The organism is Herpetosiphon sp. (assembly GCF_003512625.1).
Lineage (GTDB): Bacteria > Chloroflexota > Chloroflexia > Chloroflexales > Herpetosiphonaceae > Herpetosiphon > Herpetosiphon aurantiacus.
Map to the genome: position 1 here is coordinate 1 of NZ_DOPT01000013.1, position 16349 is coordinate 16349.

Genomic DNA, 16349 nt, shown 5'->3' on the forward strand with positions numbered 1-16349 from the left:
CGAAGATCGCGACGACCGCGAAGCACTGTTGTTCATCCTTCATCCTTTTATCTCTGCTCCCCTGCGTTAACGCTATGCCCTTTTGCCTTCTGATTTCTGACTTTTGATTTTCAATCAGGCCATGCTGCTTTGACCAAGGCAGGCAAAATAATGCCGCTTGCACCGCGTAAACAGCACTCAAAGGTATCAGAGAGGTACGTTTGGTCAGTATTAACTTCGATGCCATAGGCTCCATGTTCAATTGCGGTGACGGGCAAGGTGGCGGCTGGTGGCACTAAACCCGATGTACCAATCGAAAAAACCACATCAGCTTGAATGCAGGCAGCTTTGGCATGATTAAAGGTTTTGGTTGGTAACACTTCGCCAAACCAAACAATATCAGGCCGCAACAAGGCTTGGCAACGTGGGCAGCGGGGCACACCAATTTCTTCATCAGGCAACCATGCCGATGGTTCAATCACGACATGTTCTTTGGAGCATTTGACTCGCCCAATGTTGCCATGCAACTCCAAAACATTGGTTGAGCCAGCCCGCTGATGCAAACTATCAACATTTTGGGTAATTAGGGTCAAATTTGGCACATGTTCAGCCATCTTGGCCAAGGCATAATGGCCTGCATTCGGGCTAGCTTGATCAACCATTTCACGCCGATAGGCATACCAATCCCAAACCAGCTTAGGATTGCGCTCGAATGCTTCGGGCGTTGCTAGATCTTCGGGTTTCATGCGCGACCAAAAGCCAGTTTGGGCATCGCGAAAGGTTGGAATCCCGCTTTCTGCCGAGATTCCAGCTCCAGTCAAAATTGCGATTCGCTCGGCTTGGCGTAAGCGTTGTAGAAGCTCTTCGGGAAACTTGGCCATAACCAACTCCTCTCTAATCAAGTCAATTACTCAAGCGCAGCAACTAATTGTGGTAATAGTTCGGCCAATTTGCCATGGAAGGCATGATCGGTAAAAAAGCCAAAGGTCGAGGGCTGGCGGTTAATTTCAATCACGGTTGCACCATGACGTTTAGCATGCAATGGCAACGAGGCGGCGGGCTGCACAACTGAATCGGTGCCAATGCACAGAAAAACATCACACATGGTCGCTTGATCAGCTTCGCGCAAACGTTCGCGTGGCACACCTTCGCCATACAACACTACATCAGGGCGCAGATAGCCGCCAGTTCGCGGGCAGCGCGGCGGAATTTCGGTTTCATCCCACGAATCGACCATACCGCCATCTTCATAGGAGCGCATTCGAGCTAAATTGCCATGCAGTTCGATCAATTCACGGCTGCCTGCTCGCCAATGCAATCCATCGGTGGCTTGGGTAATCAGCTTGAACTTTGGCATAAGTTGCTCTAAATCCACCAAGGCATAATGGGCTGCGCTTGGTTGAGCCGCCTCGGCCAAACCACGCCGATAGGCAAACCATTCCCAAACCAAGCGTGGATTGCGCAAAAATGCCTCAACCGTTGCCAGTTCTTGCGGCTCGTAGCCAGCCCAACGTGAATCGAGTTGCTGGGCCTCGCGAAAACTTGGAATCCCACACTCTTGAGCCAAACCCCCACCTGTCAGCACTGTAATTGATTGGGCATTGCGTAAGCGTTGCAACAAAACGTCTGGCAAATCGAACACGCTCAAGGGGTTTCCTCCTGCTGCAAAAGATCACGCGAAATCCAGCCGGTCATCGCTTGACCATCTTTTTCAAAGACAATATTGATCCAGACAATTCCGCCTTGGGTCACAATCGCATCGGGGTCGGGCGCAATCACACGAGTATTGGCCGGAATTGCCATAATAATGTTGCTGCCATCGCTCTTGTATTCGGCAGTTGTACGGACATTGCTTTCTTGCAAGGTTTTGAACACCAATTCACCAACGGTTGTCGGGAGATCTGGCTCATTTGGCTGAACGGTTGGCTGGGGCTTGGCAATATTCAAACTATCAATCCAGCCCGTAATCCGCCGACCTTGGTAATCGTCGATTTCAATTTTGGCCCAACCATTACTGGTTAAGTTGGTCGCGGGATCGCGAATCACGACTTCAGTGTTACGCGGCAAGCTCACCACCAAGGCGCTGTTGCGATCTTGGTTGGTATACACTGGCGTATTATCTTGGATGATGATATAGGTTTCGCTCTGTTGCCCAGGTAGCAAATTGCAGGCCCAGGTTGGAATCCGCTCGCAAGCCCACGTTTTGGCCGCTCCGCCAACCAGCCAATTGCGCCCAAAGGTAAAGCCCCAAACACAGCCAATCACCAATAAGGTAATTAATGTAAGACCAAAGGCCCGTCGCCAAATAAAATTCAAGCAACCACGGCGATAGGTTTCACGCCGAATTTCGCTGCGCAACTCGCTACGTAATTCTTCGCGGCTAATGCCTTGTTGCACTGGCGGTGCAGGCTGTGGCGCATAATATTGCGGTGGTGGCTGTTGCACTGCTTGTTGCTGGATTGGCGGCGGTGCTTGGCGCGGTGGCATCATCGGCTTAGGCGGCGCAACATTCCAGTTAGGCGCTGCACTCGCCGAAGGCGATTGCTGTGGTGGCGGCGTAGGTGTTGGCTGGGTTCGACGTTGAGCCAAATTTTGGCGCATATCGCGCATGGTATCGCGCAAAGCTGGCAATGGCCGCACCAATTGTTTGGTCGGCGCATCAGCTGCCGAATCAACCGCCGCCAAATCGCGAGCCAAGGCCGCAACCGTGGCCGTGCGTTGATCGGGGTCAGCCGCTGTTGCGACTTGGAGCGCTGCCACTAACGAGGGCACAAAGCCATTAACTTGTTGATAGATCGAAGGCATGTCTTTGGCATTAGGGTCGGGCGTGATACCTGTTAGCAATTCGTAGCCCAATAAGCCAAGGCTATACACGATCGAACGCTCATCGGGCGCAGCACCTTTGAGCCGTTCTGGCGCACGATACAGTTGCATATCGCCACGTAATTCTTCGTTATTCAGCCACCACGGCTCTATTAGCACCGCCCGATCGCTGCTCGTGAGCAAAATCGAGCGCGAGCCAATTGGCGGAGTGGGAGTTTGGGTGTTAATCGTAATCGCCACCGCCCCAACCACTTGGCGTAACACTTCCAAGGCTCGTTCTGCCGCTAATGGCAGCCGATCGCGCAATAAATCGCCATCGACATCCTCGGTGATCATATATGGGCGATTGCCGACCTCGCCATTATCATAGACATCGAGCAAGCCCGGATGGGTGCGTTTGGCAAGGCCTTGAGCCTCATCATTAAAACGCTTGCGTAATTGGGCATTCTCTAACAAGTCAGGGCGTAGCAGATGGACTAAAACTGAACGATTCAGCCGTTCGTCGGTTGCCCGAAACACCAATGCTAAGCGATTTTCGCCCAAACGAGCTTGCACCCGATAACGGTTATGCAGTAATGGTGTTGAAGGAGCAGAAGGTTGCGTCATAAATTACATTCACCTTGCAACGCCGAGCAGATCTCGACACTACGCCAAGGGCTACGGTTTGACCGCAATAACTAACTCATAAGCATCAGCTTGCCAAGGCCGAATTTCACAATCGCAGCAGCCAAAATCGAATAATAATTGCTGTAATTGCTGGGCTGTCCAAGCCTTGCCTGGCAACCAACGGGCATGCCGTGGTGTCCAAGTGCTGATGATTAATGTGCCTTCTGGTTGTAAAACCCGCCACATCTCAGCAATGGCCCGCCGTGGACGGGGAAAATATTCCAACGCTTCTAAACATGTTACCACGCCAAAGCTTTGGTCCGGCCAGCGTTGCAAATTATCGCCGCTGCCTTCGTGCCATTGAATCCGTTCGGTAACTTTGGCTTGTTGGGCTTTGATTTGGGCCTGCGCCAACATCGCCGCCGTCAGATCAAGCCCATGAATCGCTCCATGAAACCAGGTTTCTTGGGCCAGAAACAGCGGAACGCGGCCTGTGCCAGTGCCAACATCAAGCGTCGCTGCATCCGGCATGGCCATCAAGGCAACCCGCAACGGTCCACCAAGGTGAATCTCGTCGTGGATTGTAACATTGCTACGCACACGATCATAAATCGATGCACCACGGCTGTAAATCCAGCGCACCACACCTCGGCCAAAATAGCTGCCTTCGCCAATAATAATCAGCCAATACAGCAGCCCAAGGCCCACTACCATACTACTAAGCAGCCAAATCCAGATCATAGGCCGATTATAGCATAGCCCTCTTGTCGCTAGCAGGGTTCGCCGTCTATAATTCAGGCATTGGGCAAACAACCAGCGATGGTCGCAACGAGGCGACTAAGGAGCATGTATGCACGAACTTGCTAGCCACTTCGCAGCTTTTCGCCGTCAGATTGTTGGTATTGATCAGCATTTTATGACACCTTATGGCTCGCTGCCAATAGTTTATGCCGATTGGACAGCAAGTGGGCGTTTGTATGCGCCAATCGAGTTGCAAATGCTGAATGTGTTTGGGCCGTTTGTCGGCAATACCCACTCCGAATCGAATATCACTGGAACCTCGATGACCGAAGCCTACCATTTTGCCCAACGTTTGATCAAGCAGCATGTTAACGCCGCCAGCGATGATGTGTTGATTTTAGCTGGCTCAGGCATGACTGCTGTGGTCAATAAGTTTCAGCGGATTTTGGGTTTGCGCATGCCCGAACAATGGGCTGAGCAGATTAAGTTCTCGAAAAACGAGCGGCCTGTTGTGTTCATCTCACATATGGAGCATCACTCCAACCATACCTCATGGCTCGAAACCATCGCCGAGGTCGTGGTTGTGCCGCCCGATGATCAAGGGCTGATCGATCCAGCCAATTTGGAAGCCTTGCTGCCTGCCTATGCTGAACGCAGCGTTAAAATCGGAGCCTTCACTGCTTGCTCAAATGTGACTGGTGTGCGCACGCTCTACCACGAGTTGGCGCGGGTGATGCATGCTCACGGTGGGGTTTGTTTTATTGATTTTGCGGCTTCAGCGCCCTATGTTGAAATCGATATGCACCCAGCCGACCCAGCCGCCGCGCTTGATGCGATTTATTTCTCGCCGCATAAATGTTTGGGCGGCCCGGCCACGCCTGGGGTTTTGATTTTTAGCAGCAAACTCTACCACAATCGGGTACCTGATCAGCCTGGCGGTGGCACGGTCAACTGGACGAACCCGTGGATGGGCCATAGTTTTGTCAGCGATATCGAAGCACGTGAAGATGGTGGTACTCCCGCCTTTTTACAAACGATCAAAGCGGCGCTGGCCTTCCAACTCAAGCAAACCATGGGCGTTGAGCAGATCGAAGCCCGCGAAGCCCAATTGACCAAACGTCTATTCCAAGGCTTGCGCTCAATCGATGGCATTCATCTGCTAGCTGATCACTTGGAACAAAGACAAGGGATCTTTTCGTTCTACATTGAGAATTTGCACTACAACTTGATTGTACAATTGCTGAACGATCGTTTTGGGGTGCAAGTGCGTGGCGGATGTTCCTGCGCTGGAACCTATGGCCATTATCTCTTGCACGTCGATCCGCAGCGCTCCAAACGCATCACCGATTTAATCGATCAAGGCGATTTATCGGATAAACCAGGCTGGGTACGGCTTTCGATCCACCCAACCACCACCGATCACGAGGCCGATTATCTGATCGATGCGCTGGATCAAGTGGTGCGCAATGGCTCGGCGTGGGCCGACGATTATCAATATTCGAATAAAACCAATGAATGGCGGCATCGCCGACCAGTTCAGCAGGATATAGGAGCGTGGTTTCAGTGTTGCGATTTGGTCGAGCATTAATTGAATTTGGGCGAGGCTTGGTTGGTTGGCTGGGGCTATTTAATTTGCTGAGTGCGCTCGCCAACCTGCCCAACCTTGGCTGGCTAGCGCAACGTCGGCGTGATGGCCTGCTTGGTGCAGCGCTGGCAGTTTGGGGCTGGCGCGGTGGGCGTTGGCGCTGGCTCAGTGTTTGGCTGGCCGTGCCAATTCAATTAGCGCTAGCCTCGTTGCGCAGCTTGTGGCATAACCCGCTGCGCCAATTTATGGCTGGCTCAACGAGTTGTGAGCCAATTCAAATTATGCTCGATTCTGGTGAGCATGTGCCTGGCTTGTGGTATGCCACATCGCACACCAGCACGGCAATTCTCTATTTGCACGGCGCTGGCAACGACAAAACCCGCTATGCAACACGGGCCATCGCGCAATTACAACAAGCGGGTTTTAGCGTGTTGGCAATAGATCTAGCGGGACAAGGCGAAAATCCGCGCACCTTGGATGTGCCTGATAGCAACACCGATGTAGCAGCGGCGGTCGCGTGGTTGCGCCAACATGCGGAACATGTGGTCGTGGTGGCAGTTAGTTTGGGTGGTTGCATCGGGGCGCGAGCAATTGCCGATGGTGTCGCAGTTGATGGTTTAGTCATTATCGGCTCGCCAGTTGCGCTTGATCTCAAGAGCAATCATTATATTCGCAGCGAACTACGGGCTTTGCTCCGCCCGCAATTTTGGCAATACCCCGACCGCATGACCTTGTATCAACTATGGCAGCAATGGCAAGCGCCGCCAATGCGCATTGCCATGGGCTTTAACCAGCTTTTCCCAACGCTTAATTTGGCCGATTCGCTCAGCCGCATTCGTGCCCCAATCTTGCTGGTCTATGGCCAACGCGACCGCATCGCACCGTATCAGGCAGTTTTGAGCAACTTGGCGACCATTCCCGACGTAACGCTACAACTGATGCCTGACCACAGCCATCTAACGTTGCCGATGGAGACGTTTCCGCTAACCGCAGTCACAACCTGGATTCACGAGAGAATTGAGTCGAGTGAAGGAGCAATTCATGTTTGATCTAGAAGTCTGGCGAGCCGAGATTTTGCAACGCTTGCGCCGTTTTGTCCGTGCCCCCCAAACCGAAATGGGTATTTATGGCACTGAACGTCTAACCTACTACCTCAGCAGTTTGGTGCTTGAGCCGTTTTTTCAGGCCTTTACCAACCAGCCATTACGAGCGGTTGTCACCTTGGCCAATGTCACCCAAACCACTGGTACGAGTTTTCTGATTCATAACGCCAATACGCTGCGCTATAGCCAACAATTGCTGTGGAGCGAATTTGAACATTCGCCAGCCTTGCGCTTGGTGATCGAGCAAATTTTGCTCAAGCTTGATGTGATCGAGCATCTACTACACACACTTGGTGATGCCGAAGCCCATTGGTTGCGCCAAAGCTTAAGCGATGAGATTGAGCCATATCGGCGTAACGGCGAATTAACTGAATTGCGCCATGCGCTGAATGAAATTCCATGGCAAACTCGCTATAGCACGGTGCGTTCGCTCCAAACCCGTCGCGGCCACTATACTGGCAGCGATTGGCAATTAATCGAGCAAGCCTTGAGTGATCGGGTGGCCATGGTTCGCGCGGCAGGAGCACGCCAACTTGGTCGTGCCCAAAGCAATTTAGCGGCCCATCTACGCGAGCGGCTGTTTCATGTGGCCTTGTATGATCGCGATTTGGGGGCACGGTATGCAGCAGCTCGTTCGATTGGTACATTGCGCAATCAATTAATCGATAGCATGAGCCGCGAATTACTTACCACAGCCTTGTTTCATGATGATAGTTTTGTGCGTTCGGCGGCTTGTTTGGTGCTTGGGCAACTGGGCAGCGCCATGGTCACCCCCAGCATTTTGGATAGCCTGATCAGCGTGTTGCAGGATGCCGACCCTTACGCCCGCGAAGCTGCTGCCAACGCCTTTGCCGCCATGGGGCAGGCTGCCGCCACCGTCGATGTGTTGGCCGCCTTGCGGACTGCGGTTTTAGATAGTGACCAATATGTCCATGAAGCGGCATTAGGCGCAATTACCGCCCTCAAAGATTAAATGAAAAACCAACAGCCCTCAATGTGTCGAGGGCTGTTGGCTTTATCGAACAATATTAACGAACCCCGATCAACTCCACATCGAAAATCAATTCAGCATTGGGTGGAATCACGCCAGGGTAACCGCGTTCGCCATAGGCCAAATTGCCTGGAATATACAAGCGCCGCTTACCACCAACATTCATCGTCGATAAGCCTTCATCCCAGCCTTTGATCACTTGGCCAACGCCCAAAATGAATTCAAATGGCTCGCCTCGATCAACCGAGCTATCGAATTTGGTTCCGTTGGTGAGTGTACCTGTATAATGAACAATCACCGTTTGGCCAGCTTTAGGTTGCGCCCCTGTTCCGACAACCTGTTCTTCGTAGCGCAAGCCCGATGGAGTTGTTTGCATCGAAAGAGCCTCCTCTGAGATTGATTGGGCCAATTATCAAGGAACATAGGAAAAATCGCAATTCAGGCTATAATAGAAACTAGCAAATTTGTACGCTTGGGCAGGAGTGCGCCGGATGTTGCCAGAGAAGCTGCGTGTTCGTAATTTTATGTGTTATCGCGATGATGTTCCAACCCTCGATTTCGAAGGAATTCGGGTTGCTTGTTTGTCGGGCGAAAATGGCGCTGGCAAATCGGCCTTGCTCGATGCAATCACTTGGGCGCTTTGGGGCAAAGCTCGCGTTTCCTCCGATGATGAATTGATTGCGTTGGGTGCACAAGAGATGGAAGTTGATTTGCAATTTAGCGTTGCCAAAACTTCCTATCGTGTGTTGCGCCGCCGTTCATCAGCCAAACGCGGCCAAACCATCCTCGAAATTCAAGTTAACGATGGTGATAATTGGCGAGCAATTTCTGGCAATAGCATCCGAGAAACCCAAGAGATCATTCATTCTGTGCTGCGCATGGAATACGATACCTTCATTAATAGTGCTTTTTTGGTGCAAGGCAAAGCCGATGAATTTACCCGCAAAGCGCCTGCTGAACGCAAACGAGTGCTGGCCGAGATTTTAGGTCTCGATGCCTACGAACAACTTGAAGCCCGTGCCAAAGAGCAGGTGCGCTATTTCAGCGACCGCGCTCAAGGCCTCGAAGGTACAATCAGCAGCTACCGCGAATGGGTCAATAAGCGTGATTTTTACCTGAGCCAAGAGGCCGAAGCGCAACAACGGGTGCAGCAGCTTAGCCATGAAATCGAACGAGCAACAGTAGTGTTTGAGCAAGCCGACCAACAACGCCGCGCACTCGAACATCGTAAGGCCGAACGCGACCGCGAGCTAAGCCGCAGCCGCGACCTCGAACGTCAAATTGCCGAAAGCGATGGCGATTATCGCCAACTGGCTCAAGATATTGGTGTGGCACAAGCGATGGTCGCTCGTCAAAGCGAAATTGAAACCAATTTTCAAGTCTTGCAAGCTGCGCGTGAAGAGTTAGTGGTGCTTGATCGCTTGCGTGAGCAAATTGTCCAGCTCAACGATCAATACAAAGAGCAACGCGCTTTGGTCGAGCGCGAAGAACTTTCGTTGCAACATCAACTTCAGCAATATCAGCGCGATCAGCAAACCAACGCCGAATTGATCGCCAATAAAGCCAGTAAGCAAGCAGATTTGGCCGCCTTGGCCGAGCAATTAGCCGGTTTTGCCGACGATCAACGCCATTTAGAGCAAGCCCGCAGCCAGCGCAACGAGCTAGAGCAACAAAGCACCAACTTAACTCAATTGCAGGTTGAGGTGCAACGATTGCAAGGCTTAATCAACGTGCGCGGCGATTCGTTAATTGCCGCACGCGAGGAGCAAAATCGCCGAATTATCGAGGCCGACAATGTTTTGGCCAACGAATCGCGCTGGCGCAGTGAATTTGAAACCTCGGTTGCCCAACAAAAAGCCCTGATTCGCGATGAACGCAAGCTCCAAGAAATGCGCAGCCGCGACCAACAAGATGCCAAGCAATTGGGCGAACTATCGGCACAAGAGAGCAATTTAAAGCAACTTGGCAAGCAAATTAACGATAAAATCGACCAACTACGGGCAACCCACGATACGCATTGCCCACTCTGCCAGAGCGATATCGGCCAGCATGGCATTCATCAAGTGATCGAGCAATATATCGTTGAGCGCGACGATCTGCGTGATCAATATCGTGAGGCCAGCCAAGCTCGCAAACAACTAAGCAATGAATATGATGCTCGCCAGCGCGAAATTCAAGGTTTAGAGCGCAAAGTTGCCCAGCTGAGCACTCTGGCAGCAGCAGTTGGTCGCTTGGAAGGCCAAATCAGCGAAGCCCAAGAACATCGTAGCAAACGCAGCGAAGCCGAAAGCACCTTGCGCGATTTGAATCAGCGGCTTGAACATGGCGATTTTGCCCATGAAGAACGCGCCGCCTTAGCCCAAGCCCAAACTGAAATCGCCGAATTAGGCCTTGATCAAGCGGCGCTTGATGCCCAACGCCAAGCCAATGGCCGATTAATCGCCCAGCTCGAGCAACGGCTAGCCCAACGTGGCACAATCGAGGCCAAAGCCGCCGTACTCCAAGAACAACTTGAGCGAATTCAGGCGGCTGAAACCCACAATGCCACATTGCACGAAACAATTTTGAGCTTGCAAGTCCAGATCGATAGTCAGCAATTTGCCCAAACTGCACGGCAACAGGCCGAGGCAATTTACCAGCAAATGGCTGAATTGGGCTATGCCTCACAACGCCATCAAGAAGTGCGCGACGCGGTTGCCAGCCTTGGCCATTGGGAAGGCGAATATCATCAATTGCGTTCGGCGCAAACCAACTTGGCAACCAACCAACGCCAAGCCCAGCGTTTGGCCGAATTGATCGAGCGCCAACGCCAAGATTTAGCCCAAATTCAAGTAATGCTCAATCAACTCAACCAAGAATTAGCCCAATTGCCAGCCGCTATTCAAGCTGCCGAAACCGCTCAACGCACAATCAACGAGTTTCGCGGGCGCTTGGCCGTTGCTCAAAAAGATTTGGGTGCAGCTCAGCAAAACGTCCAGCATGTGGCTCAAGTCGCTGAGCAGTTGGCCGCAGCCGAAAAAGAGCTGCTCTCAGTGCAAGATCAACGCGATGTTCACAGCGAATTGGTACGAGCTTTTGGCAAAAAAGGCATTCAAGCAATGCTGATCGAAACGGCGATTCCTGAGCTTGAGCGCGAAGCTAACGAATTGCTCAGCCGCATGACCGACAACCAAATGCACTTGCGCTTTGAAACCCAACGCGAAACAAAAAAAGGCGATACCAGCGAAACTCTCGATATTCAAATTGCCGATGAACAAGGCACGCGCCGCTACGATTTGTATAGCGGTGGCGAGGCCTTCCGCATCAACTTTGCAATTCGGATTGCCATGAGCAAAATGCTGGCTCGTCGCGCCGGAGCCAACTTGCAAACATTAATTATTGACGAAGGCTTTGGTTCGCAAGATGGTCGTGGGCGCGAACGCTTGGTCGAGGCTATCACCCAAGTTCAGCCAGATTTCAGTCGCATCTTGGTAATCACCCACATCCAAGAATTGAAGGATCAATTTCCGGTGCAGATCGAAATTACCAAACACGACAACGGCTCACGTTGGGCGGTGAATTAGGCTATTGGCTATTGGCTGTAGGCCTGGTGTAATGGTTCGTTTCCTCACCCCCAGCCCCTCTCCCACGGCGGCGGGCGAGGGGAGCACTGCTGGAGCGGTTCCCCCTCTCCTCGCGTGCGGGAGAGGGGGCAGGGGGTGAGGGCAGGCTAGCCGTTGTTCATGCGATAAACCATGACACATAGAACATAGCGAGATTGTGGTTACTCTGCGCCTCTGCGTTTAAACAGAAATGTATTTCATGCTAAAGATCGTGCTACTCCAACTTCCAGTGCCCAGCAATCCGGCGGCGAATGTGCCGCTGGCAGCGGGCTACCTCAAAGCATGGGCGTACAACCAAGGCTTACTTGAGCGTATGCAAATTGAGATTGTGCCACGTGATATTGCCGACCGTGGTGGTGATCGCCTGATTTGTAATTGGATCATCGCTCAACAACCACACGTTCTTGGGATTTCGCTGTATACCTGGAATAGCGAACGTTCGTTGCATCTTGCTAGTCAACTCAAACAAGCATTACCAAATTTGATTGTGGTGGTTGGCGGCCCCGAAGTGCAGCGCAATAACACCTGGGTTTTGCAACATCCAGCGGTCGATGTTGCAGTAGAAGGCGAGGGCGAACAAACCTTCAGCGAATTACTGCTGGCGCTCGAACACCAGCACCAGCAAATTAGCTTGCCGATGCATAACCAAACCCAATTGCCCTACCCGCTGGTGGCTGGCACATTGCAATATCACGCGAGCCAATTGCATGCTGGCTTACCCCGCCCCGCCATGGGGAGCCTTGATCCAATTCCATCGCCCTATTTGCTGGGCTTTTTGGAGCTACGGGCTGGCGAAATTGCCTTTATCGAATGTTCGCGCTGGTGTCCTTACGGCTGTACCTTCTGCTTGTATGGCCGCAACATGGGCACAAAATTGGGTGGTCGCATGTTTGGCAGCCAACGGGTGTTGGATGAAGTGGCCTGGGCACGCCAGCAGGGCGCACGGGCAATTCATTTTGTTGAGGCGAATCTCAATTTGCTGCCCAATTTTCGCGAATTGATGCGCGGCCTGCAAAGCATCAATCAGCCTGAACCAACCCCAATTTATGCCGAATTACGTGGCGAACACCTTAAGCCAGAAAGTGTTGAGGCCTTGGTGCAAGCAGGCTTGACTGTGGCCGAAGTTGGCTTGCAAAGCGCCAATCGCACAGCCTTGCAAGCCGTTGGGCGGCGTACCGACCTCGAAAAATGGGCCGAAGGCACGCGCCGTCTGTATCAGCATGATGTAGCGGTGTTGCTCGATGTGATTTTGGGCTTGCCCGAAGATGATGCTGACAGCACCCATGCTACGATCGAATGGATTCAGCAGCAGCAACTTGGCGATTACGATATTTTTACCTTGCAAGTATTACCTGGCACAGGCGTGCGCAACGATGCCGAACGCTTTGGCATGCACTTTCAAGATCGCCCACCCTACTACATTTTGGCCAATCATTGGCTCAACTACCAACAACTTCGCGCCCTACGCTGGGATTTACGTGAACAAGCCGGGCTTGATCCCTTGGCAATCGAAGGCATGCCGCAACCAGCTTGCGATGTTTGGCTCCAAGCCTGCGAGCAAGCAATTCGCGTGATCGATCAGCCAATTCGTACTATCGTTTTGGATTGTCGGGCTGAATTCAGTTTAGACGAATGGCGGGAGCAAGGCCAACATTATGCTGATCAGGTTGCCAGCCATGTGGTGGTTATCGCGCATCATAGTGATTTGGCCGTAATTGAGGCCTTTTGCTGGCCCATCGCCCAAGCCAACCTCACGATTCACTGGGATGTTGTGCTCGATCAGCCGATCGCCCCCAACGCATTACGTCAACTCCAACAACGCTGGCCGCATACCATTGGCTACCTCGATCGCATAGCGGTCTATCGGCGCTGGCAAGCCGATCCAGCGTGGGTGCAAGTCACACCGCGCTGGTGGATTCGCTGCGATTGGCAACAAGCGCTTGATCCATTGAGCTACGAAGGCATTGCCGAGGTCGTTTGGCAGGTCGCAGCCGATCAAGCTAGTGTGGCGATTCCGGTTCTGAATCGCCGGGGTGGCACGGGGATTGTGATTGAAGCTGAGCAATTTGAGCCAACATGGCAGGAACAAAGTGAGCATTTAGCAATTTTGGCTCCCCTGCCACACGATTAAATAAATTCCCTCACCCCCAGCCTTCTCCCACTGCGGCGGGCGAGGGGAGCAAAATGAGCATAGGCCCCCTCTCCCGCGTGCGGGATGAGGGGGCCAGGGGGTGAGGGAATTTAACATTAACGAATTGCCATCGGCAAATAGACCTGCTTGGTTGGCGCAAAGACCGCCACGCCCAACGATGCTACTGTGCCCACTTTGGTGAAATCGCCAGCAACATACACATAATTATGATCAACGCTCAGTGAGATGACGCGTCCATTGGGTTGACTGACCAAGCCCCGGAAATTCGTGCCATCAAAGCTAGCGATTAGACCTGTTGCCGCTGCATCAATGGTGCTAAAATCGCCACCAAGATAGAGCGAACCATCATCACGCCCAGCCAAAGTATAAATGCCACCATCAGCCGTAGCAATTTCATCCAAACTACCATCAGGATTAATTTCGTAGAAATTGCCAGCAGTATTGGCCATAAACAGCTGACCACGCCACAGTTTCAGGCTATAACGGGCCTTAGGCACTTCCATAAACTGAATTTCTTGCCAGGTTTGGCCATCCCAGCGCTGAATTTCTAAAAAGTTCGAGTCTACATCATTCAGCAGATTGATCGCATAGAAATTATTCTCGAAGAAGAAGAGATAATCTGAGCGATTAAACCAAGCTGGTTGAAGCCGTGGATTAAGGCTCGTGCCATCAAACTCCAAAATGCCAGTTATTGGTTGGCTTGCCTGCGGTTGTGAAAGATACGCCAAGATCTGTTGGCCTGACTCATACCAATAGACTGAATCTTGAAGATTAATATCAGCGCTCGTCCACGTCGTGCCATTCAAGCGCCAAACATTACTAGCCGCTTGGCCAGTAGCCAAGGCTTGTGGCTCAAGGAAAAAGCTGTAAAGTTGATCGTTGGCGCGATAAAACTGTGAAATTCCAAACGAATCGTTGGTATCAGTTGCCAAGGTTTCCCAGCTCGTGCCATTCCAGCGTTGAATTGAGCCTTGAGCACTACCAATTCCATAATCGATAATCACTGGCCGACCAGCATCACCACTGACCAAGTGTTGATCATCAATCACCGTCAAGCTCGCCAAACTTTGGGCTTGCGTACCGTTCCAAGCAACAATTTGGCTTGGATTGCCATTCACCAGCAATTCACCGCCAAGGTAAAGGGTTGAGCCATTGCTGGCTAAAGCGGTCAGTTTGGTAATCGTCACTGGCAAATTAGCAGCATGCCATTGATCATTTTCTAATTTCAAGAGTTGCTGATTGCTTTGAATATAGAGATCTGTGCCATGAACAACTAAATTATCAATGGCAACATCCAGTGGACCACCCACACTGGTTGCGCTTGAACCATCCCAGCGATAGAGTCGATAGGTTTGACTACTGAGATTATAGCCTACAAGATAAATCGTATTATTCGCTGAGTAGACCGTAAAAGCATTATTGGCGATCCCAACATCGAGTGAAACCCATTGATTATCGACCAAGCGTGCCAAACGGCTATCCACGCCATCAATTTGGGTAAAATAGCCACCAGCAATTAATTCATCAGCATCAGAGGCAAAGCTAGTAACTTTACCATCAAAGATCGTGGCTTGCGGTTGAACCGCGCCATTCCATTGGCCAATTGCATAGGCAAATTCACCAGCAAATTGGCTAAACTCACCGCCGATATAGAGGGTTTCGCTATAGCTATGCAAGGTTGCAACCGTAATATCAGGTGAGAATCGATGCAATAATCCGGTAATACCATTGCCAATTGGCTGAAAACTTGTGCCATTCCAACGGGCAATTTTATTTTGAGCTTGCTGCAAACGCTCAAAATCACCAATCGCAAATAGCTCATTCTCAAATGGCAATACCTTGTGAATTTTGCCAGCATCGTTTGGCTGAAGCCCATAGCCTTGCCATGTTGAGCCATTCCAACGTGCTAAACCATTAACTTCGGTTTGATTGATAAAATTGAAATCGCCAGCAACGTAGAGATTATTACTTGGATCAACCGTCAACGAATGAATCGAACCAGCTTTTTGAAAGCTGTTGCCAAGCGAACTATCCCAGATACCATTAATTGGGGGCAATGTGGCTGATTGGTCAGCTACTGCACTCAACAACGTTCCGCCCATCAACACGCCTAAGGCCAGGGTCAAACTAACCAACGTTCGAAACGGTTTTCTTGCCACTGCAATCATCCTTCCTACTACACACACACGATTGCTTTACTATACGCTAGGTAAATCGGATTGTGCGCACGATTTCGATCTTGGGGATCGGTAGTTGGGGGCTGGGGATCGGGAGTCAGGAGGTTCGTTTTTAACGCAGAGGCGCAGAGTTGTGAAGGATGAGGGATGAAGGATGAAACATATAGTCATTGGCGTTTAGAAGATCAATTTGTGGAATTCGTGCAATTCGTGGCTAAAAATAGCTTCGCGCTCTTCGTCGATCAAGCAGCCTAACCCAACAATGTTGGAGCTAACAACATGCAGCAAACTAAACCTAATCTCGACCACATTATGGTTACCATTGATCACCCTTTTGGGACTATTGAAACACCCCTAAACGAATGGATCGCCATCGGGCCAGGCCCAAGGCGGCTACTCCGACCAATGGCTGCTTGTGATGCTGAAACAGGCATAGCCCTGCCACTTAGCGTTATCCCATTTCGATATCGCAATACATTTTTATCGCGCTTGCTCATTCGATTGAGATTATTACCAAGACCATGGCCGACCACCTAGCTTAATTACGATATTGGGGATCGGTAGTTGGGGGCTGGGGATCTTTTTGACGC

The 16349-nt window shown here is 51.4% G+C and carries 11 protein-coding genes; 5 read left to right on the top strand and 6 right to left on the bottom strand.

All coding sequences use genetic code 11. The annotated features are described in order from the left end of the window. Window positions 1-110: 110 nt before the first annotated feature. The 4 genes from DEF47_RS02400 to DEF47_RS02415 are packed head-to-tail and all read right to left on the bottom strand — an operon-like array spanning window position 111 to window position 4149. A complete protein-coding gene (locus tag DEF47_RS02400) occupies window positions 111-860 on the bottom strand; it encodes an SIR2 family NAD-dependent protein deacylase (protein ID WP_012190706.1) in 750 nt (249 codons plus the stop codon). 26 nt (window positions 861-886) lie between these two features. Next, entirely contained in the window at window positions 887-1621 is a 735-nt protein-coding gene (locus DEF47_RS02405; protein ID WP_012190707.1) for an SIR2 family NAD-dependent protein deacylase, read from the bottom strand. Between the two features lie 2 nt (window positions 1622-1623). Further along, window positions 1624-3408, bottom strand: coding sequence for a serine/threonine-protein kinase (locus DEF47_RS02410; RefSeq protein ID WP_012190708.1), 1785 nt, complete (start codon window positions 3406-3408; stop codon window positions 1624-1626). A 51-nt stretch (window positions 3409-3459) separates the two neighbouring features. After that, the gene (locus DEF47_RS02415; RefSeq protein ID WP_012190709.1) at window positions 3460-4149 is read right to left on the bottom strand and encodes a class I SAM-dependent methyltransferase; all 690 of its coding nucleotides are present in this window, start codon (window positions 4147-4149) and stop codon (window positions 3460-3462) included. Window positions 4150-4258: 109 nt separating this feature from the next. Between DEF47_RS02415 and DEF47_RS02420 the strand changes: the two genes are divergently transcribed. The 3 genes from DEF47_RS02420 to DEF47_RS02430 are packed head-to-tail and all read left to right on the top strand — an operon-like array spanning window position 4259 to window position 7810. After that, window positions 4259-5737, top strand: coding sequence for an aminotransferase class V-fold PLP-dependent enzyme (locus tag DEF47_RS02420; RefSeq protein WP_012190710.1), 1479 nt, complete (start codon window positions 4259-4261; stop codon window positions 5735-5737). Then, entirely contained in the window at window positions 5713-6783 is a 1071-nt protein-coding gene (locus tag DEF47_RS02425) for an alpha/beta hydrolase (RefSeq protein WP_012190711.1), read from the top strand. Before DEF47_RS02420 ends, DEF47_RS02425 begins: the two co-directional genes overlap by 25 nt. After that, on the top strand, window positions 6776-7810 hold the full coding sequence (locus DEF47_RS02430; RefSeq protein WP_012190712.1) for a HEAT repeat domain-containing protein: 1035 nt from the start codon (window positions 6776-6778) through the stop codon (window positions 7808-7810). Before DEF47_RS02425 ends, DEF47_RS02430 begins: the two co-directional genes overlap by 8 nt. Window positions 7811-7865: 55 nt before the next feature. On the opposite strand, the gene DEF47_RS02435 is transcribed toward DEF47_RS02430, so the two are convergent. Continuing rightward, entirely contained in the window at window positions 7866-8204 is a 339-nt protein-coding gene (locus DEF47_RS02435) for an FKBP-type peptidyl-prolyl cis-trans isomerase (RefSeq protein ID WP_012190713.1), read from the bottom strand. A gap of 115 nt (window positions 8205-8319) precedes the next feature. On the opposite strand from DEF47_RS02435, the gene DEF47_RS02440 reads away from it, so the two are divergent. Then, window positions 8320-11391 carry an AAA family ATPase gene (locus DEF47_RS02440; RefSeq protein WP_012190714.1) on the top strand — a complete coding sequence of 1024 codons (3072 nt, stop codon included), beginning with the start codon at window positions 8320-8322 and terminating at the stop codon, window positions 11389-11391. Window positions 11392-11629: 238 nt separating this feature from the next. Continuing rightward, a complete protein-coding gene (locus DEF47_RS02445; protein ID WP_041304602.1) occupies window positions 11630-13561 on the top strand; it encodes a B12-binding domain-containing radical SAM protein in 1932 nt (643 codons plus the stop codon). 116 nt (window positions 13562-13677) lie between these two features. Here DEF47_RS02445 and DEF47_RS02450 read toward each other — a convergent pair whose 3' ends face one another. Continuing rightward, complete coding sequence (locus DEF47_RS02450) at window positions 13678-15741, bottom strand: hypothetical protein (RefSeq protein WP_012190716.1); 2064 nt, start codon at window positions 15739-15741, stop codon at window positions 13678-13680. Window positions 15742-16349: the final 608 nt, after the last annotated feature.

What these genes read in the sequence shown, in the direction of transcription:
- DEF47_RS02400 (WP_012190706.1), bottom strand. Translation starts at nt 860, where the DNA reads ATGGCCAAGTTTCCCGAAGAGCTTCTACAACGCTTACGCCAAGCCGAG.
- DEF47_RS02410 (WP_012190708.1), bottom strand. Translation starts at nt 3,408, where the DNA reads ATGACGCAACCTTCTGCTCCTTCAACACCATTACTGCATAACCGTTAT.
- DEF47_RS02415 (WP_012190709.1), bottom strand. Translation starts at nt 4,149, where the DNA reads ATGATCTGGATTTGGCTGCTTAGTAGTATGGTAGTGGGCCTTGGGCTG.
- DEF47_RS02420 (WP_012190710.1), top strand. Translation starts at nt 4,259, where the DNA reads ATGCACGAACTTGCTAGCCACTTCGCAGCTTTTCGCCGTCAGATTGTT.
- DEF47_RS02430 (WP_012190712.1), top strand. Translation starts at nt 6,776, where the DNA reads ATGTTTGATCTAGAAGTCTGGCGAGCCGAGATTTTGCAACGCTTGCGC.
- DEF47_RS02435 (WP_012190713.1), bottom strand. Translation starts at nt 8,204, where the DNA reads ATGCAAACAACTCCATCGGGCTTGCGCTACGAAGAACAGGTTGTCGGA.
- DEF47_RS02440 (WP_012190714.1), top strand. Translation starts at nt 8,320, where the DNA reads ATGTTGCCAGAGAAGCTGCGTGTTCGTAATTTTATGTGTTATCGCGAT.
- DEF47_RS02445 (WP_041304602.1), top strand. Translation starts at nt 11,630, where the DNA reads ATGCTAAAGATCGTGCTACTCCAACTTCCAGTGCCCAGCAATCCGGCG.